Genomic DNA, 23617 nt, shown 5'->3' with positions numbered 1-23617 from the left:
CCGCAAGCGGGCGAGGGAGTTGTTCGAGCTATGCGGTTGAATTGCTGTGCGATCGGTCCCCTCTCCCTGTGGGAGAGGGTTAGGGTGAGGGCACCCGAGCGCACCATGTTAAACCCGCGCAGCTAACCCTTCAATTCGCTGCATCGCTGCCAGCAGGCGCGCTTCGGTTACCGCTTGCGCCATATTCTCCATATCCGGCGCATGCACCGATTCACGCACGATCAACGCCAGTTCAGCGTCATCCAGCTGTGCGATCTCGCGCAATGTCAGCGGCACACCGCAGTCACGTGCCAGGCGCATCTCATCCAGCACCTCTTCGTCACTGCGATCTTCCAGCGCCAGCAGGCACAGGTTGCCGAAACCCACCAGCAGGCCATGACCAAATTCACGGGTTTTATCGCAGAAGGTGAACCCTTCGTAAATCGCATGGGATGCTGCAGCGTGGGCTCCGTTGCTCATCAGCGAGGTCAATCCTGCCCAGGTAAAGATGGCGTCCAGTACCTGATCCAGAGATGCACTGCTTTCACCGCGCAGTACGGCGGCATAGGCAGCAGGACCGTGCTCGGCGATAACGTCATAGCAAATCTGGCTGTGTGCCAGTGAAGAGAGCGCATTGCCTTCACGCGCCGGATGACGTGCACTGACGGCACGGAATTCGTACCACTTTGCCAGCGTGTCGCCCAACCCCGCGGCCAGCCAGCGTGGCGGCGCTTTTGCCAGCAGTTCGCTATCAATGATCACCGCCGCTGGCGCCTGTGGCAGCGGGAAGATATCGAAGAAATTGCCGTTATCATCATAGCGAATGCTTAATGGCGTTACCGCCGAACAGGTGGCGGCGATGGTTGGCACGGTAATAAATGGCAAGCCAAGCTGCGCGCCGACCGCTTTCACCGTATCCAGCGATTTACCGCCGCCGACGCCGATGATTACATGCGCTTGCAGTTCCGTGGCGATGGCTGCCAGTCGATTGATCTGATTAATCGAGGTTTCGCCGCCAAACCATTCCTGCGCCAGCAGCGTGACATTCGCTGCCAGCAGTTGCGCGCGCACCTGCGCTTCCACCGCTTGCAATGCCTGATGGCCGCCAATCAGCAGGGCGCGTTGACCCAGCCCGGCGCAAATCTCGCCCAGCTGATTGATTACACCCGCGCCGCGCAAGACGCGCGCTGGAAACACCAAATTCTGTTGTGTCATGACTTTTTCTCTGTGTAACGGACGCCGGGCAATACGCACAGCATCTCATAAAGGATATTGGCCGCCAGCTGCGAGGTCATGCCGCTGAGATCGTACGGCGGTGACACTTCGACGAGATCGCCGCCCACCAGGTTGAGTCCACGGCAGCCGCGCACAATCTCGAGGCCTTGCATGGAGGTCAATCCACCCACTTCTGGCGTGCCGGTGCCAGGTGCCCAGGCGGGATCGAAGCTGTCGATGTCATAGCTGAGGTACACCGGGCCATCTCCGATGCGTGCCCGCACCTCGGCCATCAGGGGTGCCATGGATCGATACCAGCACTGTTCGGCGGGCACCAGATGGAAGCCCTGATCGACGCCCCACTGGAAATCATCGGCAGCGTAGCCCTGTGCACGCTGACCAATCTGCACCACGCGCTGGCAGTCGAGCAGACCTTCCTCCACCGCACGACGGAAGGTGGTGCCATGGGCAATCTTCTCGCCAAACATCTCATCGTTGGTGTCGGTATGCGCATCAACATGGATCAATCCCATCGGGCCATGCTTTTTCGCCAGCGCCCGCAGAATCGGTAAGGTCAGAGTGTGATCGCCACCGAGCGTCAGGGGAATAATCGGCCAGTTATTCAGTTCGGTATAATAGTTTTCGATGATATCGACCGACTTCAACAGGCTATAGGTGTTGATCGGCACGTCACCGAGGTCACCGACGCGCAGTGAATCAAACGGGGCTGCCCCGGTGGCCATGTTATAAGGACGAATCATCACCGAATCGGCGCGAATGGCGCGCGGCCCGTATCGCGTGCCGCTGCGTTGCGAGGTCCCGATATCCAGCGGAATCCCGACAAAGGCGACATCCAGGTTGGCAGGGGATTCGACGGCGGGCAGACGCATCATGGTGCCGCGTCCAGCAAAGCGTGGCATCTCGTTGCCGCCCTGCGGCTGAGGAAAATCGGTCATCTCGGGCTCCTTCGGCTAAGTGAACCTCATCATGGCGTGTGGCGCGTACAGGAAAAATCCTTGACAGCAGATAATCACTTCAGAGATTACTTAACTTTAGCCAGTAATCTCTGAAGGAAAATCGGTGCAGACGCTTCCCAACCTTAAACTGCTGCAGGTGTTTGCCAGCGTGGTAGAAAATCAGGGCTATTCCCGAGCGCAACAGGCGCTCAATATGACCACGCCCGCCATCAGTGCCTATATGAGTGAGCTGGAGACGCAGCTGGGTTTTATTCTGTGCCAGCGCGGGCGCGGCGGATTCACGTTAACCACCAAGGGCGAGCAATTTTACCGCTACAGCCAGGAGATGCTGGCGACGCTGGCGGGTTGGCAGGAGCAGGTCGAAACCCTGAAAAGTGAACAGGGCGGAACCTTCTCCCTTGGCGTGGTCGATGCGACGGTGACGGACAGTATGCTGGATCTGCCAGCCGCAATTGCCCGTTTTAATCAGCGTTTTCCAGCGGTCTTTTTCAACCTCAGTGTGCGCGATCCCAATGAACTGCAACAGCAGCTCTTGGAAGATCGGCTCGATTTAGCCATTGGTCACTTTCCGCTGCGTGCCAGCAATCTGGTGACCATTCCACTATATGAAGAGCTGCACTGGCTCTATTGCAGCCCTGAGCATCCTCTGGCGCAGGGCGAGACGGATATGCGCACCGTGCAGCAAACGGGCATGGTGACGCGGCGTTACTGGAATCAGCAAGAACTCAACAAACGCGGTTTTCGTCAGAGCAATGCCTCGGTTGAGAGTATTGAAGCGCAGTTGACGCTGATTCTTTCCGGGCGTTTTATCGGTTACCTGCCCGAACACTATGCCAGCAGCTGGCAACTGCAGGGCAAATTGTGCCGCTTGCTGCCAGAACACTTCCATTTCCGCGCGCCGTTTTCGTTCGCCTTCCGCCGTGGACGCTCACGCGAAACCCTGATCCGCGCGATGCGTGAAATTCTGAATCCCGCGCGAAAAAATAGCAGTGAAAGCTGACGCTGCGGCGATACTGTGTAAAAATACAGGCCAATTCAGCAAAAAGTATTCAACATGGCCCTGACAGCAGCGATAAAAAGCCAAATTGCGCAATGGTACAAGGCGCTGCAGCAGCAGGTTCCTGACTTTATCCCGCGCGCGCCGCAGCGCCAGATGATCGCCGAAGTGGCGAAAAGTCTGGCCGGTGATGAAGGCCGCCATCTGGCGATCGAAGCCCCCACCGGCGTGGGTAAAACCTTGTCGTATCTGATCCCCGGTATTGCGGTGAGCCGCGCCGAGGAGAAGCGTTTAGTGATCAGCACTGCCAACGTGGCGCTGCAGGATCAAATTTTCAGCAAGGATCTGCCACTGCTGAAAAAAATCATTCCTGACCTCACCTTTACCGCCGCTTTTGGTCGCGGTCGTTATGTCTGTCCGCGCAATCTGGCGGCGCTGGCGGCGACCGAAGATCAGCAAGGCGATCTGCTGCTCTATCTGGATGAAGAGGCAGTGACCGGTTCCAAAGAGGAGCAGAAGTTCTGCGCCCGGCTGGAGAAAGATCTCAGCCGTTACAAATGGGATGGCTTGCGCGATCACTCCGATGTCTCGATTGAAGACAGCCTGTGGCAGCGCCTTTCAACCGATAAAGCCAATTGCCTTGGACATCACTGCCGCTGGTATCGTGAATGCCCATTTTTTGTCGCACGTCGAGAGATTGAGCAGGCAGATGTGGTGGTCGCCAACCATGCGTTAGTAATGGCGGCGATGGAGAATGAGTCGGTGCTGCCCCCGGCAAAACATCTGATGCTGGTGCTGGACGAAGGGCATCATCTGCCGGAAGTGGCGCGTGATGCGCTGGAGATGAGTGCTGAAATCACGCCGGGCTGGAGCAGTTTGCAGCTCGATCTGTTTGTGCGCCTGGTGGAAACCATCATGGCGCAGTTCCGCCCCAAATCACCGCCACCGCTCACCAATCCAGAGCGGTTGAAAGGCCATTGCGATGAGATGCGCGAGTTACTGCAAGTGCTGTGCGCGGCACTTAATCCTTTGTTGCCGTCAAATAACCAAGCGGGTGAATTCCGTTTTGTGCTGGGTGAACTGCCTGAAGAACTGATGACGATGTGCGCACGGCTGTTTAAGTTGAGCGATGCCTTGCGCGGGCTGAGTGAAGGTTTGCTCAATGAGCTAGGCGATCAAACCGGTAGTGCAGATATTATGCGCCTGCATAAAGCCATTATTCAGCTCAATCGCCATTTTGGTTGGTTTGAATCGATCAGCAAATTGTGGCGACTGGCCGCCATGGAAAAAGCCTCCAATGCACCAGTGTCGAAGTGGATTACGCGTGAAATTCGTGATGGCCAGGCGCATCTCCTGTTCCACTGCGCGGGCATCCGCGTCAGCGATCAGCTGGAGAAACTGCTGTGGCGTAAGATCCCGCACGTGGTGGTGACTTCGGCGACTCTGCGCTCGCTCAACAGCTTTAACCGCTTGCAGGAGATGTCGGGTCTGAGCGAGAAAGCGGGCGATCGTTTTGTCGCGCTGGATTCCCCCTTCAATCACATTGACCAGGGCAAGCTGGTGATTCCGCAAATGCAGTATGAACCCTTGATGGCGACGGAAGCGGAACATATTGCTGAGATGGCGCGCTTCTTCCTGCAGCAAATGGCGGAAGAGAAGCACAAAGGGGTATTGGTGCTGTTTGCCAGCGGCCGTGCCATGCAGCAATTTGTCAGCCACCTCACCTCATTGCGTTTGTCGATGCTGGTGCAGGGGGACCAACCTCGTTCGCGGCTGGTGGAGTTACACCGTCAGCGGGTGGAGGCGGGGCAAACCAGTATTCTGGTTGGGCTGCAATCCTTTGCGGAAGGTCTCGATTTGAAAGGCGATCTGCTGTCGCAGGTGCATATCCACAAAATTGCTTTTCCCCCGGTGGACAGTCCGGTAATTTTGACCGAAGGGGAGTGGTTGAAGAGCCTCAAGCGCTACCCGTTCGAGGTGCAGAGTTTGCCCAGCGCCTCGTTTACCTTGATTCAGCAAGTGGGGCGTTTGATTCGCAGCCACAACTGCTTTGGTGAGATCGTGATTTATGATCGACGCCTGCTGAGCAAAGGCTACGGTAGCCGACTGCTGGCCGCCTTGCCGGTGTTTCCGATTGAACAACCGGCCGTGCCGGAAGCAGAGAAGAAGCCTGCGAAACGCCGTAAGAAAACCTGAATATTAATGTTGGCAGCCGGGTATCGGCGCGCCCTGGAAGCGGGAATGCCTTGATGGAACTGAACAAAATTATCAAAGAGATTGGGCGCGGTAAGAACCATGCGCGCGATATCGATTTCGACACGGCGGTGGCGCTGTATAGCGCCATGCTGGCTGGCGAAGTGCCTGAACTGGAGTTAGGCGGTGTGCTGATCGCGCTGCGCATCAAAGGAGAAGGTGAAGAGGAGATGCGCGGTTTCTACCACGCCATGCAGCAACAGATGATGCAGCTGCAACCTCCGGCCCATCGCCCGATGCCCATTGTCATCCCCAGCTACAATGGCGCCCGTCGTCAGGGTAATTTGACGCCGCTGCTGGCATTGCTGCTCAACAAGCTCGGTTTCCCGGTGTTACTGCACGGTGTCAGTGATGATCCTACCCGCATCACCACCGAAGCGGTGCTGGCCGCGCTGGATATTGCCCCGGTCATTAACGCGCAGCAGGCGCAGGCCAAACTCGATAGCGGTGAACTGGCCTTTATCACTATTGATCATCTCTGTGCGCCGATGGCGAAACAGCTTTCACTGCGCTGGCGCATGGGCGTACGCAACAGTGCCCATACGTTGGCGAAGCTGGCGACGCCGTTCGCTGAACGCGCAGCGCTGCGTTTGTCGAGTGTTTCACACCCGGAATATGTGCCGCGTGTGGGCAAGTTCTTCCAGGATATTGATGCGCCCGCCATTTTGCTTAACGGCACCGAAGGCGAGGTGTACGCCAATCCGCAGCGCTGTCCGGCGATCAGTTACATCGCGGGCGCGGGCACAGAGGCTGAAGTGTGGATTGAGCGCCAGCCGGAAACCAGCGTCGCACTGCCGGAAAGCAAAAATGCGCAGGATACGGCTGAGTGGATTAAACAGGTGTTGGCCGGTGAGCGCGCGGTGCCACAGGCGCTGCGTTTACAGCTGGCATGCTGTTTAGTGGCGACAGGCGAAGCTGCCAATTTGAATGAAGCAGAAACGCGATTGCAGCAGGCTGGGATTTAGCGTCAGCAAGGTCGCCATTAATCACGTAATGCTCGTCAGTTAAGCGCCTTTCGGTCACTATAAATGGGGCGACCCTACAATGCATTGGCGCGTTTTACGTAGGGTGCGTATTCATGCGCACCAGGATGAACAGATCAAATTGTCACTCAATCAATCTTTTACCAATACGCTTTCCACCAACTGCTGCCAGAAGGTGATACCAATTGGCAGCAACTCGTCATTAAAATCGTAATGGGCATTATGCAACGGGGCAGAAGGCGTTGCGCCATCGGCACCTAACCAGAAATAAGCGCCGGGGCAATGTTCCAGCATACAGGCGAAATCTTCCGATGCCATGGAAGGGTTAACCTGCCAGTGCACCTGCGATTCCCCCAACACGCGGTTAGCGACATCGCGCACATGCTCAGCGGGCTCGGCATGGTTGGCCGTGACGGGATAACCAGGATACCAGTGAATCTCACCGCTGACGCCAAACGGGCGTGGCAGCGTGGTGACGAAATCTTCAATCAGACCGCGCACGCGATCGCGCACGTCGGTCTGCAAACATCGTACCGTGCCTCGCAAGACAATCTGCTCTGGAATGACGTTAATCGCTTCACCGCCGTGGATTTGCGTCACGCTGACCACCGCAGAGGCCAGTGGGGACAGACGGCGTGAAGGGATGGTTTGTAACGCCAGAATCAGTTCCGCCGCTACCACCATCGGGTCGGCTCCGCTTTCCGGCATGGCCGCATGGCAGCTTTTGCCATTGAGCGTGATTTCAAACGAATCGAGCGAGGCCATCATCGCCCCTGGATTTACCGCCAGCGAACCCACCGGTAAACCAGGCCAGTTATGCATTGCATAGACTGCATCCATGGGGAAGCGGGTAAACAAGCCTTCTTCCACCATTTTGCGTGCACCGCCAAGGTTCTCTTCAGCGGGCTGGAACAGGAAGTGCACCGTGCCTTTGAAGTTACGTGTCGCAGCCAGTTGGCAGGCGGCCGCCAGCAGAATCGCGGTATGACCATCGTGGCCGCAGGCATGCATCACGCCGGGACGGGTGGATTTCCACTCTGGTGCACCTTTCTCGGTGATCGGTAGCGCATCCATGTCGGCACGCAGGCCAATAACCGGCCCCGGACCATTTTCCAACGTGCCGATAACACCGGTTCCTGCCAGCCCACGAAACACCTGTAACCCTGCTTCTGCAAGCACCTTTGCCACCAACTCACTAGTGTGTTGCTCCTGGTAACCCAGTTCAGGATGTTGGTGTAACTGACGACGCCAGTTAAGGGCGTTTTCCAGCAGGACGGCAGGCAGGCTCATAAAATTAGGCTCTCCATCAGCAGCATGTGCTGCGATTTCTCTGACACGAGGTGATGTGTTCACTGTAGTGGTAAGCGCAGGGTGGCGTCTATCGCGGAACGGAATAATTTGGCTATAGGGTATAGCGGAATGGAATATACGATGAGTCGCAGAGTGATTTTAACCGTCGCGATGCGATAAATCGCGCCGCGACGGTTATCAGGTCAGGGTGCGCATTGCTGCGCACCGTTAGATCTATTTCTGCATTGGCAGATTCAAATCATGTTTTTTCGCACAGCTCTGTGCCAGCTCGTAGCCAGCATCCGCATGGCGCATTACGCCCGTTGCCGGGTCGTTCCACAGCACACGGCTCAGGCGCGCATCGGCTTCGGCGGTGCCGTCGCAGACAATCACCACGCCAGAGTGCTGCGAGAAGCCCATTCCCACGCCACCGCCGTGGTGCAGGCTCACCCAGGTCGCGCCGCCTGCAGTGTTCAGCAGGGCATTGAGCAGCGGCCAGTCGGACACGGCATCAGAGCCATCCTTCATCGCTTCGGTTTCACGGTTAGGTGAGGCCACCGAACCGCAATCCAGATGGTCACGACCGATCACGATAGGCGCTTTCAGCTCGCCATTACGTACCATTTCGTTAAACGCCAGCGCGGCTTTATGGCGCTCGCCGAGGCCCAACCAGCAAATACGCGCTGGCAAGCCCTGGAAGGCGATGCGCTCCTGCGCCATATCGAGCCAGCGGTGCAGGTTCTTATGGTCCGGGAACAGCTCTTTTAGCTTGGCATCGGTTTTGTAGATATCTTCCGGATCACCTGACAACGCCACCCAACGGAACGGGCCTTTGCCTTCGCAGAACAGCGGACGAATATAGGCCGGGACAAAGCCTGGGAAATCGAAGGCGTTTTTCACACCCTCATCCAGCGCCACCTGACGGATGTTATTGCCATAATCCACGGTGGGCACGCCCATGTGGTGGAAATCCAGCATCGCCTGCACGTGTACGGCCATTGACGCGCGTGCCGCTTGTTCCACCGCTTTCGGGTTGCTGACGCGCTCGGCCTGCCAGCGCTCAACATCCCAACCGATCGGCAGATAGCCGTTGATCGGGTCGTGTGCAGAGGTCTGGTCCGTCACGATATCGGGTTTCATACCACCCGCTTTAGCGCGTTTGACCAGTTCCGGTACGATCTCGGCGGCATTGCCTAACAGGCCGACGGATATCGCCTGTTTCGCTTTGGTGGCTTTTTCAATCAGATCCAGCGCTTCGTCCAGCGTGTAGGCTTTGTGATCCACGTAGCGGGTACGCAGACGGAAATCGATGCGTGATTCCTGGCACTCAATCGCCAGCACGCTGGCACCGGCCAGCACGCCTGCCAGCGGTTGTGCGCCGCCCATGCCACCCAAACCGGCAGTGAGGATCCAGCGGCCACGCAGATCGCTGTCGTAATGCTGACGACCGGCTTCGGCGAAGGTTTCAAAGGTGCCCTGCACGATGCCCTGCGCACCGATGTAGATCCATGAACCTGCGGTCATCTGGCCATACATCATCAACCCGGCTTTATCCAACTCGTGGAAATGATCCCAGGTGGCCCAGTGTGGCACCAGGTTGGAGTTCGCCAGCAGCACACGCGGCGCATCTGCATGGGTGCGGAACACGCCCACCGGTTTGCCGGACTGGATCAATAACGTTTCTTCCGGCTGCAGGGCGCGCAGCGAACGCAAAATCTGCTCGAAGCACTCCCAGTTACGGGCGGCTTTCCCGATACCGCCGTACACCACCAGATCTTCCGGGCGTTCTGCCACATCAGGATCGAGGTTGTTCTGGATCATGCGGTAAGCCGCTTCAATTAACCAGTTAGCACAATGCAGTTCATTACCGCGCGGCGCACGGATTTCACGGGCTACAGCCTGAGACAAAGTTTCGCTCATCATCGGTTCCTTAATGGGTAGTAGAACGCTGGCTTGGCAGCAGCGCAGTAAGGGATTCAGGCCAGGCATGGCTGCTGGCCCACAAGCGCATGGATTCGATATCCGGCGCCATTAAACGGTCGTGATCGAGGAAGGCCACGTTTTCACGAATTCGGCTCATCTCCTGCTCTAGCGCAGCAGAGCTTTGCAGCGGACGGTGGAAATCAATGCCTTGGGCTGCTGCCATCGCTTCAATACCGACCACGGCGGCGGTGTTGAAGCACATATCGCCGAGGCGGCGAGCGGCATAGGTCGCCATTGAGACGTGATCTTCCTGGTTAGCAGAGGTCGGCAGGCTGTCGACGCTGCCGGGATGCGCCAGGGATTTGTTTTCTGAAGCCAGTGCGGCCGCCGTCACCTGTGCAATCATAAAGCCGGAGTTGACACCGCCATCACGCACCAGGAATGGCGGCAAGCCTGAAAGACCGGTATCCAGCAGCAGTGCCATCCGACGCTCGGAGATAGCACCGACTTCGGCAATCGCCAGCGCAATAATATCGGCGGCGAAAGCCACTGGCTCGGCGTGGAAGTTACCGCCAGAAATGACATCGCCGCTGTCACTGAACACCAACGGGTTATCCGATGCGGCGTTAGCTTCAATCTGTAATACGCGTGCTGCGTGGCTGAGGTTATCCAGGCAGGCTCCCATCACTTGAGGGACGCAGCGAATAGAGTAGGGGTCTTGTACGCGTCCACAATTGGTATGCGAGCTGAGGATTTCGCTGCCTTCCAGCAGGGTTGAGACCGCAGCGGCCACGGCGATTTGCCCTGATTGACCGCGAGCCTGATGGATGCGTGCATCATAAGGTTTCACCGAGCCTTTGATGGCTTCCAGCGAGAGTGCACCTGCCATCAATCCTGCGGCAAACAGGTTTTCGGCTTCGAACAGACCGCGCAGTGCCAGGGCGTTGGAAACCTGGGTGCCGTTAAGCAGCGCCAGACCCTCTTTCGGTCCCAGCACAATCGGTTGCAGGCCGACACGCGCCAGACCTTCTGTCGCAGGGATCAGTTTGCCCTCAACACGCACCTGGCCTTCACCCAGCAGCATCAGTGACAAGTGAGCCAGCGGAGCTAAATCACCCGATGCGCCAACCGATCCTTTCTCTGGGATGCAAGGCATGACGCCCGCATTGAACAGTGCCAGTAACGCTTCGATCAGTTCGATGCGCACGCCGGAATGGCCGCGCGCCAGACTGATGATTTTAGTGGCAACCACCAGGCGTGCCACGTTATCCGGCAGTAAATCGCCCAGGCCGACACTGTGGGATAACACCAGATTACGTTGCAGTTCGGCCAGACGTTCAGAGGGGATCTGCGTCTGAGCCAGTTTGCCAAAGCCGGTATTAATGCCATACACCACTTTGCCCGATGCGACGATGGCATCAACGGTTTCGTTGGCGCGATAGATGGCCGCACGTGCCTCATCGGCTAACGTGAGCGTCACCTTGCTTTGATAAATGGTTCGCAAGGTGGCGAGGTCCACTTCACCGGGAACGAGGCGAATTTCCTGAACCGAACCTGACATAGTCTACTCCTGTCTATACAAGTGATCTGGCACTGTCCGGTCGCTTTGCTACCGCGATAAATCGCCCGGACGCCCATGGAATGCTGTGAGTGAAGCATAAGTGTCTAATCTTGTCTATACAAGTAGCAAGCGCTATGCCAGATTGATCTGATTCTGTGAAATGCGCCGCAATGCGCATCCGCTGGCTAAGCCGGTAACGCATTGCACTGAAAAGGGGAGAGGGCTGCACTGTTGGCGTGCTGTCTGCACGATTAGATGTATATACATTTACGTGCTGAGACAGTAAACTTTGGGCATTATTCGGAAAAGGAACAGGATATGGCGGAGCAAACGGCAATAGCACAGCTGGCTGCAGCGATGGGCGATGAGCCAGCACCGATTTATCAACGCGTGAAACAGGCGATCGTCAGCCAGATCCGTGAAGGCCACTGGAAAGCCAACCAGCGCGTGCCATCCGAAAGCGAACTGGTCAATGAGTTGGGCGTCAGCCGTATGACCATCAACCGTGCGCTGCGTGAACTGACCAGTGAAGGGTTTCTGGTGCGTATGCAGGGCGTGGGCACCTTCGTTGCTGAGATGAAGGGCTACACCGCGATGCTGGAAGTGCACAATATCGCGGATGAAATTGCTCAGCGCGGCCATCGTCACAGCTGCAAAATTTTATCCATTGGTCAGATGAAGGCCGATCCTGAACAGGCGGCGGTGCTGGGCTTATCGACCGGGCAAACGCTCTACCATTCGCTGATCGTCCATTATGAAAACGAGCTGCCAGTTCAGCTGGAAGATCGTCTGGTTAACCCACTGGTGGCACCGGATTACCTTAGCCAGGATTACCATCAACTCACGCCTTACACCTATCTGATGCGTGTCGCGCCGTTGACCGCCGGTGAGCATATTGTGGAAGCGGTGCTGCCGGACCTGCGCCAGCGTAAGCATCTGGCGCTGGATGAACATGAACCTTGCTTGTTGATTCGTCGTCAAACCTGGAGCGACAATAAAATCGTGACTTACGCGCGCCTGCTCTATCCAGGCTCGCGTTATAAGTTACTCGGTCGTTTCAGAGGACACGGTTAAGCGCCACAAACAGCAGGCTGGCTTCCGCCGAGAGCGGAGCCAGCGTCGTCTCTTCATCCAGCCACCACATGCCCTGATCCACCATCAGTCTCTCCCCGTCTGCGGTTTGCCACTCTCCGTTCAACACCCAGGCGACGCCATGCGTGCTGGTAACAGGGTGCTGAACCACCTTAACCTGAGAAAGCCAACTGTCGCGGCGCGTCATGATGTTGAAATCCTGACAGCTTCCGCTGATCTGCGCCTCAATCGCCCATTCACCAGGAAATGCCCATGGCTGATGCGGTAGCAAACGCTGCTGCACCTGCTCGCTGCGCAGCAGCACACTGTCACCGTGCAGCAGCGTGATCACCCGGTCAACACCGGGGAAAGGGGAGAAGGGGCCATCGGCGTCAATGGTGGCGATACTGGCGCGCCAGCCAAATTGTGCGTCACCTGGCGGGAAGCTCACGATTTCACGGGTTTCTCCCCCGCCATTGCGCCAGCGGCTCACCGGCAGCTGGCCATAATCAAAATGCGTTCTCATTGCAGTGCACTCATGGCTTGAGCGAAGCGTGCCGCCGCCGCTTCTTCGGCGGGATGATGGCCTTCGCTGATCACCTGGTTTCCGGCGACAAACACATCGCGAATCTGGCGCTGCGTGCCACCAAACAACCAGCGGTTGAGCAGGGAGGCGGAGTTGACGCTGCCGAGGAAGGCATCGTTATCCAGTACCAGCCAGTCGGCGCGTTGGCCCACCGCCAGTTCGCCGGTGGCAATAGCGCATGCCTGGGCACCGCCTTGCGCCGCTTGTTGCCAGAGCAGATCGCCCACCGAAGGTTGATGCGGCAGGGTGATGCGATTGCGGCGACGGTCGCGCAGACGCTGACCATACTCCAGCCAGCGCAGTTCTTCTAACGCGCTGAGCGAGACATGGCTGTCGGAGCCAATGCCCCAACGCCCGCCGCGTGCGATGTAGTCCACCGCGGGGAAAATACCGTCACCGAGGTTGGCTTCGGTTGTGGGGCATAATCCGGCGATGGCACCGCTGGCCGCCATGCGCTGAATCTCACTGTCATCAAGGTGCGTGGCATGGATCAGGCACCAACGTTTATCCACCTCAAAGCGATTGTAGAGCCAGGCAACGGGGCGCTCACCGCTCCAGGCCAGACTGTCATTGACCTCTTTTTCCTGCTCTGCGACGTGAATATGCACCGGCACCTCTGCGTGGCTGGCGGCGAGCACATCACGCATTTGTGCTTCACTCACCGCGCGCAGCGAGTGGAAACAGATGCCATGATTCAGTAATGGTTTGTGCGCGCTCCACTGGGCTACGCGCTGCTGCTGTTGCAGATAGGCGTCAGTCTGCTGGATAAAGCGACGTTGTCCCTCACTGGCTGGCTGAGCACCAAATCCGCTGTAACTGTAGAGCACGGGCAGCAGCGTCTGACCGATTCCGGCGGTATCGGCTGCAGCGATCAGTTGCTGCAGCATCGCATCATCGACATAAGGTTTCCCGTGCGGGTCGTGATGCAAATAGTGGAACTCCGCCACCTGGCTGTAACCGCCTTTCAGCATATCGATATACAGGTGCGTGGCGATATCACCCACCTGTTCGGGTGACAGGCGCTGCACCATGCGATACATCAGATCGCGCCAGGTCCAAAAACTGTCCTGGGGGTCACCCGCCACTTCTGCCAGCCCGGACATGGCGCGCTGGAAGGCGTGTGAATGCAGGTTAGCGATAGCCGGGATCACCGAGCCCGCCAGGCGCGTTGCACTGCCGCAGGCGCTGTTGGGCGTGAGTTCGATGATCTGCCCGGAGGCATCGGTGGTGATGATAACGTCTTCATGCCAGCCGTCGGCCAGCAGCGCGCGTGGGGCAAAAAACACGGCCATGGTTGATCCTTAAGGGCGGATAGTTGTATATACATATACATACTTTAATGCGCAGTGTAAATCGTCAGACGTGAAGGGGAGTGGGATGGCAGAAACGAAGCAGATCGACAGCCTGTGGCTGGGGGCCGATATCGTGACGATGCGAGATGGTCACTATAACCTGATTGCCGACGGCGCCGTGGCAGTGGATAACGGTAAACTGATTTGGGTGGGGCCCCGCAGCGCGTTACCGGATTTTACGCCACGTGAGCAGCATGAGTTTGATGGCGGCATCATCACGCCTGGGCTGGTGGATTGCCATACCCATTTGGTGTTTGGCGGCGATCGCAGCCAGGAGTTTGAACAGCGTCTGAATGGCGTCAGCTATGCCGAGATCGCCGCGCAGGGTGGCGGTATCCTCTCGACGGTGCGTGCTACGCGCGCGGCCACGCAGGCTGAGCTGGTGGCGTCGGCGCGCTGGCGGCTCGATCGTTTGCTGGCCGAAGGGGTTACCACGGTCGAGATCAAATCCGGTTACGGCCTCGATGAAACCAGTGAATTGACCCTGCTGCGCGCCATCCGCGAGCTGGCAGAAACGGTGCCTGCTGACGTGCTCGCTACCTGCCTGGCGGCCCACGGTTTTCCGCCGGAGTTTAAACAGCATCCGCAGGGCTGGGTCGATATCATCTGTAATAGCCTGTTGCCGCAGGTCAAGGCCGAGGGGCTGGCGGATGCGGTCGATGCCTTCTGCGAACATCTGGCGTTTTCCCCTGAACAGGTCCGCGCGGTGTTTGATGCCGCTAAAGCGCTGGATCTGCCGGTGAAACTGCACGCCGAGCAGCTCTCTGCGCTTGGCGGTGCCACGCTCGCAGCACAGTACGGTGCGCTGTCAGCCGATCATCTTGAGTATGCTACCGAAGACGATGCTAAAGCGATGGCGCAGCATGGCACGGTGGCGGTATTGCTGCCGGGTGCTTTTTATCTGCTGCGTGAAACGCAACGCCCGCCGCTGGAACTGTTCCGCAAACATGGTGTGCCGATGGCGCTGGCCAGCGATGCTAACCCCGGCACCTCTCCCGCGCTTTCACTGCGTTTGATGTTGAACATGGGCTGCACCTTGTTTGGACTGACCCCGGAGGAAGCGCTGGCAGGTGTGACCTTATGGGGAGCAAAGGCGCTGGGATTACAACACACGCACGGCTCGCTGGAGCCGGGTAAGGTAGCGAATTTTGTGCACTGGCCGCTGGCTCGTCCAGCTGAACTGGTTTACTGGCTGGGCGGCGAACTGCCGTGTCAGGTTATTTATCGTGGAGAAGCGCAATGACCCCTTTTCATTTCACTGCAGGTAAGCTGCCGCTGCTGGTCAGTATTCCGCATGCGGGTACCCAATTAACCCCGGAAGTGGACGCTGGCTTGAGCGAGGCGGCACGCGGTCTGCCGGATACCGACTGGCATATTCCGCTGCTGTATGATTTTGTGCGCGATCTGGGTGCCAGCGTGCTGATTGGCCACTACTCGCGCTTTGTGATCGATCTTAATCGCCCAGCGGATAACCAGCCGCTTTACACCACTGCCACCACCGGGCTCTATCCAGAAACGCTGTTTGACGGAACCCCAACCTTTGACGAGGGCAAAACCCCGAGTGCCAGTGCACGTCAGGGCTATCTTGATAACATCTGGCAGCCTTATCACCAGCAGATTCAGCAAGAGCTGGCGCGGCTGAAAGCCGAACATGGTTATGCGCTGTTGTTCGATGCCCACTCCATCGCCTCAGTGATCCCGCGTCTGTTTGACGGCCAACTGCCTGACATCAACATCGGAACCAACGAGGGCGCGAGTTGCTCCACGGCGGTGATTGAAGCGATTCAGAACGTCTGCGCCGCGCAAAGCGATTACAGCTGGGTGGTGAATGGCCGCTTTAAAGGTGGCTATATTACTCGTGCCTATGGTCAGCCGGAGCAGGGCGTGCAAGCGGTGCAGTTGGAGCTGGCGCAGCTAAATTATATGGACGAGACGCCACCTTTCGCCTGGCAGCAGGCGCGCGCTGCGCAGTTGCAGAAGGTGTTGAAACCGTTGATAAAGGCATTTCTTGAGGCCGGAAAACCGGTTTGAGTGATGGCGGTCCCCATTAATGGCGCAATGCTTGTCAGTTAAACGACTGATGATAACGCCGTCTGGGGTCGCACCGGGGCTGGCGGTCCTCACGCCGCTACGCGGTACCTTCACTTCACTCGTCTGCCTTACGGACCGGTGCCGATGGAACATCCATGTTCCAGCGCCACCTTTCGCCCGCGTCCTGCGGGCTCTCCTGGCATACTCGCTCAGCTCAGCGCTGCGGAATGCCAGCCCCGGTGCGGCCCCAGCCAGCTCATTAGCTTCAGTGCGGGTTGTCAAAAAGGGCACATTGTCTGAAGCACTGACGCCTCATCCCCAACATTGTGCATTGCACGCCCCTAAATGGTGCGACGTTACAACCCCTCCGTGACAATTCCCTGATTTAACCGCTTCTGCCGACCTGGCACATCACTTGCTAGGTTGTATGTACAAGTAAAGACCACGTGGTTGATATCAAATTTTATTCTGGCTGGCTCACAAAAAGCTCATGCCGACAATGATCTGCCGCACGCTAACTTGTATATACATGAAATGTCATCTGCGCTGTATCAGCTAACAGAGACAGCCAATTCGATAAATGACCAGGAGAAGCCGCATGACGCACCGCGCCCCAATTCGCCGTTTTTGCCTCACGACCCTGTTTGCCAGCCTGCTGATCAGCGGTGTTGCTGTGCAGGCGAAAGAGTGGAAATCCATCACTATCGCCACTGAAGGCAGTTATGAACCCTGGAACCTGACGCTGCCGGGCGGCAAGTTAGGCGGCTTTGAACCTGAACTGATGGAAGACCTGTGTAAACGCATGGGCATCCAGTGCAAACTGGTGGTGCAAAACTGGGATGGCATGATCGCCGGGCTTAACGCCGGAAAATATGACGTGATTATGGACGCGATTGTCATCACGCCAGACCGTAAAAAAGTGGTGAATTTCACCGTACCCTATGCGTCCACGCCAGCCACCTTCATCACCACCAAAGACAGCCCACTGCTGCCAGCGGATAAAAACATCATCAAACTGCATGATGATGAAAAAGAAATTAACGCTGCGATTGCCCCGCTGAAAGCGGCAGTTAAGGGTAAAACCATCGGTATCGCCTCTGGCACGGTCTACACCCCCTTCATTGATAAATACTTCAAAGATGTCGCAGACGTGCGTGAGTACACCTCGTCGGCCGATGCCATCCTCGATCTCCAGGCAGGCCGTATTGATGCGGTATTCGACGACGTCACCTTTGCCCAGTCGATGCTGGCACGCAAGGAGAACAGCAACCTGACCTTCAGCGGCCCGCAGTTGGGTGGCCCTATCTGGGGAGAAGGTGAAGCCATGGGCGTACGCATGGCGGATAACGATCTGAAAGCCAAACTTGACGAGGCGATCAAAGCCGCGCTGGCGGATGGCACCGTGAAAAAGCTGAGTGAAAAGTGGTTTAAAACTGACGTAACGCCGTAAGTGAGGTGAAAGATGATGAGCCTGCTGAGTTTTGGTGCTGATGGTTGGGGTCGCCTGATCCTGGGGGCCGCCTTCACCACGCTACTACTGTCGCTGTCCGCGCTGGTGATTGGTGCCGTAGTCGGTTCGGGCGTTGCGGCGGCCAAGCTGTCGCCGCAGCGCTGGCTGCGCTGGTTAGGTGAAGCCTATTCAACGGTGTTTCGCGGCATCCCAGAACTGCTGGTGATCTACCTGTTCTATTTTGGTGGTTCGGGTCTGATCACGCTGGTGGGGCAGATGTTCGGCGCTGATGGCTTCATCGAAGCGCCACCCTTCCTGATTGGTGCGCTGGCGATTGGGCTCATCTCTGGATCTTATCAAGGTGAAGTGTATCGCGCTGCACGTCTGGCGCTGGCAAAAGGTGAAATTGAAGCGGCGATGGCGATAGGGATGCCACGCTGGCGCATCGCACAGCGCATTCTGTTACCACAGATTGTGCGCTATGCGCTGCCGGGTATGTCGAATGTCTGGCAGATGAGCTTAAAAGATTCGGCGCTGGTGTCGGTGACCGGCATTGTCGAACTGATGCGTGCCAGCCAGGTCGCTGCGGGGTCCACGCGTGATTACTTCACCTTCTATCTGATTGGCGGTGCCTGCTATCTGGTGCTGACACTGCTGTCTAATCATGCGTTTCGTCGGGCGGAGTTACGCCTGGGGCGCGCCTGGCAAAGTCGCACTGCGGCACAGCATTAAGGAGCAGCAGCATGATCGACTTCGCCTTTCTCACGGATACCTTTCTCAAACTCAGCGCCGCGCTGCCGGTGACGCTGGGACTGTTTATCAGTGCCTTCCTGTGCGGCGGCATCCTGGCGCTGGGCATTTTGACGCTACGCATGAGCCGCTGGCGGGTGCTGAGCGGCTTTGCTCGCGGTTATATCCTGGTATTCCGCGGCTCGCCGCTGCTGATCCAGCTGTTTTTGATCTACTACGGACTGGGCCAGTTTGGTGTCATCCGTCATAGCTTTGTCTGGCCTTTCCTGCGCGAACCCTTTATCTGTGCAGTGCTGGCCCTGTCGCTGTGCACGGCGGCTTACACCGCTGAGATCTTGCGTGGTGCATTGCTGGCGGTCCCAGCAGGGCAAGTTGAAGCCGGGTTAGCCTGTGGCATGTCGCGCTGGTTGCTTCTGCGCCGCATTATCGCGCCGATCATGCTGCGCTACGCACTGCCAGCGTATTCCACCGAAGCCATTCTGTTGGTGAAATCCACCGCACTGGCCAGTCTGGTGACCGTTTGGGATGTCACCGGCGTGGCGCAACAGATCATTCAACGCACCTATCGCACCATGGAAGTGTTTGTCTGTGCTGCGGCGATTTACCTGATCCTCAATTTCATTATCGTCCAGCTTTACGCGTTATTAGAACGCCGTTTAACCCCGGTGCATCGCGTTGAAAAAAAGCCGTTACCCGCCGTTAAACCGCTTGCCGGAGAGTAAGATGCAATCCACATCACCTGTTACCTTAACCGCCACAGATATCCACAAATCCTTTGGCGCGATGGAAGTATTAAAAGGCATTTCGCTGCAGGCGCATCAAGGCGATGTCATCTCGATTCTTGGTGCCAGTGGTTCCGGCAAAAGTACCTTGCTGCGCTGCATCAATTTGCTGGAAACGCCGGATACGGGTGTCGTCAGCGTCGGTGGCGAAACCATTGAAATGAAGCGCCATGCGCGTGGCCATCAACTGGCGGCGAATCCGAAGCAGATTGAGCGCCTACGCTCACGCTTGGGCATGGTGTTCCAGAGTTTTAACCTGTGGTCACATATGACCGTGCTGCAAAACGTCATTGAAGGGCCGCACTATGTACTCAAGCGCGATAAAAAAAGCTGCATCGCGCAGGCGGAACAGCTGCTGGACCGTGTTGGCTTACTCAATCGTAAAGACTTCTATCCGGCGCAACTCTCTGGTGGGCAGCAACAGCGTGTGGCGATTGCTCGCGCCCTGGCGATGGACCCAGAAGTGATGCTGTTTGATGAACCGACCTCGGCGCTGGACCCGGAGCTGGTGGGCGAAGTGCTGAAAGTGATGCGCAGTCTGGCAGAAGAGGGCCGTACCATGCTGGTGGTGACGCACGAGATGGGGTTTGCGCGCAACGTCTCCAATCGTGTGGTGTTTATGCACCAGGGCACCATTGATTGCCAGGGCACACCGCAAGAGATGTTTGGCGAACAAGGATCGCAGCGCTTTAAGCAGTTTATCTCTAGCCATCAAAGCCACCACACGGAGCAAACCGCATGACTATCGTATGGGGCGACGCGCCGTTGACATGGCAGGAGCTGGTGCACGTTGCCCGGCTTGACGCGGAACTGGCTTTGAGTGCCAGTGCCTGGCAGCGCATTGCGCAGGGGCGCGAGATAGTCGAACAGATCGTGGCCAGCGGTCACATTGCTTATGGCATCAACACCGGTTTGGGCGCGCTGTGCAATATCACCTTGCCGGAAGCGCAACTCAGCCAGCTTTCACGCAACACACTGTTGAGTCACGCTTGTGGTGTCGGGCCGCTACTGGCGCGCGAACAGGTGCGTGCCATTCTCTGTGCTGCAATTGCCAACTACAGTCACGGCAAGTCGGGTGTGTCTGTGGCGTTGGTGCAGCATCTGCTGGCGTTACTGAACAACCAGATTACGCCACAGGTGCCATCCCAGGGATCGGTGGGGTATCTCAGCCATATGGCACACATCGGGCTGGCGCTGATTGGCGTGGGCGACGTTGAGTATCAGCATCAGATCATACCCGCTGAACAGGCGCTGGCTCAGGCAGGACTCACAGCTTATCGACCGGGCGCGAAAGAGGGCTTGAGCCTGGTCAACGGCACACCTTGCATGACCGGTTTGACCTGCCTGGCGCTCGACGATGCGGCGCGCTTGCTGGATTGGGCCGACGTCACTGGCGCCATGAGCTTTGAGGCGCTGCGTGGGCAGTTGGTGGCATTTGATGCCGAAGTCATAGCCTTGAAAGCCAGCCCAGGAATGCAGGTGAGTGGCCAGCGGTTACGCCAGTTGTTAAGCGACAGCCCATTGCTGGCAAAGAGTGTCGGGGTCCGCACCCAAGATGCACTGAGCCTGCGCTCGATGCCGCAGGTGCACGGTGCCAGCCGCGATCAGTTCGATCATGCCGCGCGTCAGGTGAATACCGAATTAAATGCCTGCACCGATAATCCGCTGGTGCTGGGTACGGTGGATAACTGGCGCGTGGTGTCCCAGGCGAACCCACACGGTGAATCGGTGGCTATGGCGGCAGATCTGTTAGCCATCGCCATGGCGGAAGTGGGAAGTATTGCCGAGCGGCGGTTGGACCGACTGGTGAATCCGTTGGTCAGTGGTCTGCCTGCGTTCCTGGTGGCACAACCGGGGGTAAATTCCGGCATGATGATTGCGCAGTATGTGGCGGCCTCCCTGTGTGCGGAAAACCGTCAGCTGGCGCAACCGGCGGTGCTGGATAATTTCGTGACCTCTGGTTTGCAAGAGGATCATCTTAGCCTCGGCACCGGCGCGGCGCTCAAGCTGCTGAAGCTGGTGGGTAACGTCTGGCAGATTCTGGCGATCGAATACCTGCTGGCTGCGCAGGCGCTGGACTTCCACGGTGAGGAGGCACTCGCGCAGGGCACAAAGCAGGCATTACATCGCTTACGTGCCGTGGTGGCGAACTGGCAGGAAGATCGCTGGCTGGCACCCGAGATCGCAAAGGCGGTTGATGTGATGAAGAAGCATTAAAACTTAACCTGTCGTGGGGTGCTTATCGCGCGCTTGCTATCACTGCTTTTTTACAACTCGCACTGAAGCTCATTAGCAGGCTGGGGCAGCATAGGGGCAGGCAATCCGCAGTGCTGAACGGAGAGAGTATGCCAGGAGAGCCCGCAGGACGCGGGCGAAAGGTGGCGCTGGAACATGGATGTTCCATCGGCACCGGTCCGTTAAGGCAGACGAGCGACGTGAAGGTACCGCGAAGCGGCGCGAGGACCGCCAGCCCCTATGCTGCCCCAGACGGCGTTATCGTCAGCCGATTAACGGACGAGCATTACGCCATAAATTGCGTCTCTACGTCAGGTACCGGATTTATCCCCGGCGGGCATCTGGCCGGACTAAATCAAAGCGCAGATCTTCACTGATGCCGTAATAAGCCGAGGGGCCACCGGCACGCAGAATCGGTTGCGCCTTAGCCGTCTGGTAAATACCGTTCTCCAGCAATGACTCATCAATGTGAATCGCCACCACTTCGCCCAATACCAACCAACTCTCCAGCTCGGTTCCCTGCACATCTTGCAGACGAATCAGCTGGGTTAAACGGCACTCAAAATTCACCGGGCTCTCAGCCACCATACTGACATTCACATGTGAGGCGGCGAGGGGGGTTAATCCCGCCAGCGCAAACTCATCCTGTTCGGGCGGCACGGAGGCGGAACTCTCGTTCATCGCTTCCGCCAGCGGGCGCGTCGCCAGATTCCAGACAAACTCTTTGCTCTCACTGATATTGCGTACGCTGTCTTTCCAGCCGCTGCTGGCGAAACCGATGATAGGCGGATGATAGTTAAAGCAGTTAAAGAAGCTATAGGGGGCCAGATTGCGTTGGCCGCTCGCGCTAAGGGAACTGACCCAACCAATAGGGCGCGGTCCGACAATGGCGTTCAAAGGGTCGTGCGGCAAGCCATGCCCGCTTCGTGGTTGATAAGTGTAACGTTGCCGCATTAGCGCTCCTGATTCGTCCTTCATACTTCGTACGACAGCGGCGTTGGCTGAGCGTGCGCACGCCAGTCACTGAAATCTGTAAGCGCCTGGGATACTCACACTTGCCGCCTTGCTGTAGCACGAATTCTTTTGGACTCAGTTTTGGGATAGTAGGTTTAAATTCAATGCAGAAAATCTTGTAGGCGGATTGTGCGATGCCGCCATCCAGCGTATCTTACGCCCGCGCCACTTTCCGGAGAAACTATGAACAAGCCAGCCGCTACCTCGCCATTCCATCCACGTAATCGCCATCAGGGCCGTTATGATTTTGCCGCTCTGACCGCAGCCCATCCGCCGCTGGCGATAAAAGTGCGTCCCAACGGCTATGGCGATCTGTCGGTGGATTTTGCCGATCCTGAAGCGGTTATGCTGCTGAACCAGGCGCTGATTAAGCTGTTCTACAACCTCAACTGGCAGTTGCCGGAAGGCTATCTCACCCCGCCGGTGCCGGGTCGTGCTGACTATATTCACGCCTTAGCCGATCTGCTGGCAGGCGACAATGGCGGCAAAATTCCGCGCGATTTAGATATCATGGATATCGGTTGCGGTGCCAACCTGATCTATCCGTTAATTGGTCACGCCGAGTACGGCTGGCGTTTTACCGGTACTGACATCACCGCCGAAGCGATTACTGCCGCCAACCAGATTGTCGCGAGTAATCCGGGTCTGCAGCGCGGTGTGCGGCTGCGCCGCCAGAAAAATGCCTCGGCAATTTTTGCTGGAGTGGTACATAAAAATGAACGCTATCACGCAGTGCTGTGTAATCCCCCTTTCCACGCCTCGGCGCAGGAAGCGGCGATGGTTGGTCAGCGTAAAACGCGCAACCTTGGCTTAGGGAAAAACGCGCCACTCAACTTTGGTGGCCAGCATAACGAGTTGTGGTGTGAAGGGGGCGAACGTCAATTCGTCGGCCAGATGATCGATGAAAGTGTCGCCTTCGCTGACCACATTGTCTGGTTCACCTCACTGGTTTCGCGCAAAGAGAACCTGCCAGCGCTGCGCGACCAACTGCGCGATCTTGAGGCGTACGAAGTACGTATCATCGAGATGGCGCAAGGGCAGAAACAGAGTCGCTTTATTGCCTGGACCTTCCTGCCGCCAGCGGCGCGCGCGAAACGCATTGCACGCCACGGTTAGTCGAACGGCAACGGGGTGTTGGGGCGTGCTTTAGCACGCTGGATAACTTCCG

Annotated in this window: 20 protein-coding genes; 12 read left to right on the top strand and 8 right to left on the bottom strand. The window is 57.4% G+C overall.

Annotated features, from left to right (window positions below; genetic code table 11):
• Positions 1–108: 108 nt before the first annotated feature.
• Both LK04_RS12590 and speB read right to left on the bottom strand, forming a co-directional pair.
• Positions 109–1194: an iron-containing alcohol dehydrogenase family protein gene (locus LK04_RS12590; RefSeq protein WP_039329622.1), complete on the bottom strand. Its 1086-nt coding sequence runs from the start codon at positions 1192–1194 to the stop codon at positions 109–111.
• Positions 1191–2150, bottom strand: a complete 960-nt coding sequence (speB, locus tag LK04_RS12585) for an agmatinase (protein ID WP_039329620.1) — start codon at positions 2148–2150, stop codon at positions 1191–1193. Before speB ends, LK04_RS12590 begins: the two co-directional genes overlap by 4 nt.
• Positions 2151–2274: 124 nt before the next feature.
• Here speB and LK04_RS12580 point away from each other — a divergent pair, with 124 nt between their 5' ends.
• From LK04_RS12580 to ybiB, 3 genes are read left to right on the top strand one after another with little or no spacing between them, the layout of a single operon-like run.
• On the top strand, positions 2275–3171 hold the full coding sequence (locus LK04_RS12580; RefSeq protein ID WP_039329618.1) for a LysR family transcriptional regulator: 897 nt from the start codon (positions 2275–2277) through the stop codon (positions 3169–3171).
• A gap of 54 nt (positions 3172–3225) precedes the next feature.
• Entirely contained in the window at positions 3226–5364 is a 2139-nt protein-coding gene (gene dinG, locus LK04_RS12575; protein ID WP_039329616.1) for an ATP-dependent DNA helicase DinG, read from the top strand.
• Between the two features lie 53 nt (positions 5365–5417).
• Positions 5418–6386, top strand: coding sequence for a DNA-binding protein YbiB (gene ybiB / locus LK04_RS12570; RefSeq protein WP_039329614.1), 969 nt, complete (start codon positions 5418–5420; stop codon positions 6384–6386).
• Positions 6387–6536: 150 nt separating this feature from the next.
• On the opposite strand, the gene LK04_RS12565 is transcribed toward ybiB, so the two are convergent.
• From LK04_RS12565 to hutH, 3 genes are all read right to left on the bottom strand, one after another.
• Entirely contained in the window at positions 6537–7694 is a 1158-nt protein-coding gene (locus LK04_RS12565) for a M20 aminoacylase family protein (protein WP_039329612.1), read from the bottom strand.
• A 234-nt stretch (positions 7695–7928) separates the two neighbouring features.
• On the bottom strand, positions 7929–9614 hold the full coding sequence (gene hutU / locus LK04_RS12560) for a urocanate hydratase (RefSeq protein ID WP_039329610.1): 1686 nt from the start codon (positions 9612–9614) through the stop codon (positions 7929–7931).
• Positions 9615–9624: 10 nt separating this feature from the next.
• Positions 9625–11178, bottom strand: a complete 1554-nt coding sequence (gene hutH / locus LK04_RS12555) for a histidine ammonia-lyase (RefSeq protein WP_039329609.1) — start codon at positions 11176–11178, stop codon at positions 9625–9627.
• A gap of 318 nt (positions 11179–11496) precedes the next feature.
• On the opposite strand from hutH, the gene hutC reads away from it, so the two are divergent.
• Positions 11497–12252 carry a histidine utilization repressor gene (hutC, locus tag LK04_RS12550; protein WP_039329607.1) on the top strand — a complete coding sequence of 252 codons (756 nt, stop codon included), beginning with the start codon at positions 11497–11499 and terminating at the stop codon, positions 12250–12252.
• Here hutC and LK04_RS12545 read toward each other — a convergent pair.
• Together LK04_RS12545 and LK04_RS12540 are read right to left on the bottom strand one after the other, a co-directional pair.
• Entirely contained in the window at positions 12236–12775 is a 540-nt protein-coding gene (locus LK04_RS12545) for a HutD family protein (protein WP_039329605.1), read from the bottom strand. The genes hutC and LK04_RS12545 overlap by 17 nt on opposite strands.
• The gene (locus LK04_RS12540) at positions 12772–14127 is read right to left on the bottom strand and encodes a formimidoylglutamate deiminase (RefSeq protein ID WP_039329603.1); all 1356 of its coding nucleotides are present in this window, start codon (positions 14125–14127) and stop codon (positions 12772–12774) included. The genes LK04_RS12545 and LK04_RS12540 overlap by 4 nt, the downstream gene beginning before the upstream one ends.
• An 85-nt stretch (positions 14128–14212) precedes the next feature.
• Between LK04_RS12540 and hutI the strand changes: the two genes are divergently transcribed.
• From hutI to LK04_RS12505, 7 genes are all read left to right on the top strand, one after another.
• Positions 14213–15430 (top strand): imidazolonepropionase, encoded by a 1218-nt coding sequence (gene hutI / locus LK04_RS12535; protein WP_039329601.1) that lies wholly within the window; start codon positions 14213–14215, stop codon positions 15428–15430.
• Positions 15427–16218 carry an N-formylglutamate deformylase gene (gene hutG / locus LK04_RS12530; protein WP_039329598.1) on the top strand — a complete coding sequence of 264 codons (792 nt, stop codon included), beginning with the start codon at positions 15427–15429 and terminating at the stop codon, positions 16216–16218. Before hutI ends, hutG begins: the two co-directional genes overlap by 4 nt.
• 598 nt (positions 16219–16816) lie before the next feature.
• The gene (locus LK04_RS12525) at positions 16817–17668 is read left to right on the top strand and encodes a transporter substrate-binding domain-containing protein (RefSeq protein ID WP_039336717.1); all 852 of its coding nucleotides are present in this window, start codon (positions 16817–16819) and stop codon (positions 17666–17668) included.
• A 12-nt stretch (positions 17669–17680) separates the two neighbouring features.
• Complete coding sequence (locus LK04_RS12520; protein ID WP_039336715.1) at positions 17681–18400, top strand: ABC transporter permease; 720 nt, start codon at positions 17681–17683, stop codon at positions 18398–18400.
• Positions 18401–18411: 11 nt separating this feature from the next.
• Positions 18412–19140 (top strand): ABC transporter permease, encoded by a 729-nt coding sequence (locus LK04_RS12515; protein ID WP_039336713.1) that lies wholly within the window; start codon positions 18412–18414, stop codon positions 19138–19140.
• A gap of 1 nt (position 19141) precedes the next feature.
• Positions 19142–19942 carry an ABC transporter ATP-binding protein gene (locus LK04_RS12510; protein WP_039336711.1) on the top strand — a complete coding sequence of 267 codons (801 nt, stop codon included), beginning with the start codon at positions 19142–19144 and terminating at the stop codon, positions 19940–19942.
• Positions 19939–21417 carry an HAL/PAL/TAL family ammonia-lyase gene (locus tag LK04_RS12505; protein WP_059109806.1) on the top strand — a complete coding sequence of 493 codons (1479 nt, stop codon included), beginning with the start codon at positions 19939–19941 and terminating at the stop codon, positions 21415–21417. The genes LK04_RS12510 and LK04_RS12505 overlap by 4 nt, the downstream gene beginning before the upstream one ends.
• Before the next feature lie 342 nt (positions 21418–21759).
• Here LK04_RS12505 and LK04_RS12500 read toward each other — a convergent pair whose 3' ends face one another.
• Complete coding sequence (locus tag LK04_RS12500; protein WP_039336034.1) at positions 21760–22389, bottom strand: flavin reductase family protein; 630 nt, start codon at positions 22387–22389, stop codon at positions 21760–21762.
• Positions 22390–22632: 243 nt separating this feature from the next.
• On the opposite strand from LK04_RS12500, the gene rlmF reads away from it, so the two are divergent.
• Positions 22633–23565 (top strand): 23S rRNA (adenine(1618)-N(6))-methyltransferase RlmF, encoded by a 933-nt coding sequence (rlmF, locus tag LK04_RS12495; protein ID WP_039336035.1) that lies wholly within the window; start codon positions 22633–22635, stop codon positions 23563–23565.
• Positions 23566–23617 lie beyond the last annotated feature (52 nt).

This window comes from Pantoea vagans (assembly GCF_001506165.1).
Taxonomy (GTDB): Bacteria; Pseudomonadota; Gammaproteobacteria; order Enterobacterales; family Enterobacteriaceae; genus Pantoea; species Pantoea vagans_C.
This window is presented reverse-complemented; position numbering and strand designations above follow the sequence as displayed.

Bases quoted from the DNA above. Each gene is read 5' to 3' on its own strand.
- LK04_RS12590 (WP_039329622.1), bottom strand. From the start codon at position 1,194: ATGACACAACAGAATTTGGTGTTTCCAGCGCGCGTCTTGCGCGGCGCG.
- rlmF (WP_039336035.1), top strand. From the start codon at position 22,633: ATGAACAAGCCAGCCGCTACCTCGCCATTCCATCCACGTAATCGCCAT.
- hutG (WP_039329598.1), top strand. From the start codon at position 15,427: ATGACCCCTTTTCATTTCACTGCAGGTAAGCTGCCGCTGCTGGTCAGT.
- LK04_RS12505 (WP_059109806.1), top strand. From the start codon at position 19,939: ATGACTATCGTATGGGGCGACGCGCCGTTGACATGGCAGGAGCTGGTG.
- LK04_RS12520 (WP_039336715.1), top strand. From the start codon at position 17,681: ATGATGAGCCTGCTGAGTTTTGGTGCTGATGGTTGGGGTCGCCTGATC.
- LK04_RS12545 (WP_039329605.1), bottom strand. From the start codon at position 12,775: ATGAGAACGCATTTTGATTATGGCCAGCTGCCGGTGAGCCGCTGGCGC.
- LK04_RS12540 (WP_039329603.1), bottom strand. From the start codon at position 14,127: ATGGCCGTGTTTTTTGCCCCACGCGCGCTGCTGGCCGACGGCTGGCAT.
- LK04_RS12525 (WP_039336717.1), top strand. From the start codon at position 16,817: ATGACGCACCGCGCCCCAATTCGCCGTTTTTGCCTCACGACCCTGTTT.
- hutH (WP_039329609.1), bottom strand. From the start codon at position 11,178: ATGTCAGGTTCGGTTCAGGAAATTCGCCTCGTTCCCGGTGAAGTGGAC.
- LK04_RS12515 (WP_039336713.1), top strand. From the start codon at position 18,412: ATGATCGACTTCGCCTTTCTCACGGATACCTTTCTCAAACTCAGCGCC.
- LK04_RS12565 (WP_039329612.1), bottom strand. From the start codon at position 7,694: ATGAGCCTGCCTGCCGTCCTGCTGGAAAACGCCCTTAACTGGCGTCGT.
- hutC (WP_039329607.1), top strand. From the start codon at position 11,497: ATGGCGGAGCAAACGGCAATAGCACAGCTGGCTGCAGCGATGGGCGAT.
- LK04_RS12510 (WP_039336711.1), top strand. From the start codon at position 19,142: ATGCAATCCACATCACCTGTTACCTTAACCGCCACAGATATCCACAAA.
- hutI (WP_039329601.1), top strand. From the start codon at position 14,213: ATGGCAGAAACGAAGCAGATCGACAGCCTGTGGCTGGGGGCCGATATC.
- dinG (WP_039329616.1), top strand. From the start codon at position 3,226: ATGGCCCTGACAGCAGCGATAAAAAGCCAAATTGCGCAATGGTACAAG.
- speB (WP_039329620.1), bottom strand. From the start codon at position 2,150: ATGACCGATTTTCCTCAGCCGCAGGGCGGCAACGAGATGCCACGCTTT.
- hutU (WP_039329610.1), bottom strand. From the start codon at position 9,614: ATGAGCGAAACTTTGTCTCAGGCTGTAGCCCGTGAAATCCGTGCGCCG.
- ybiB (WP_039329614.1), top strand. From the start codon at position 5,418: ATGGAACTGAACAAAATTATCAAAGAGATTGGGCGCGGTAAGAACCAT.
- LK04_RS12500 (WP_039336034.1), bottom strand. From the start codon at position 22,389: ATGCGGCAACGTTACACTTATCAACCACGAAGCGGGCATGGCTTGCCG.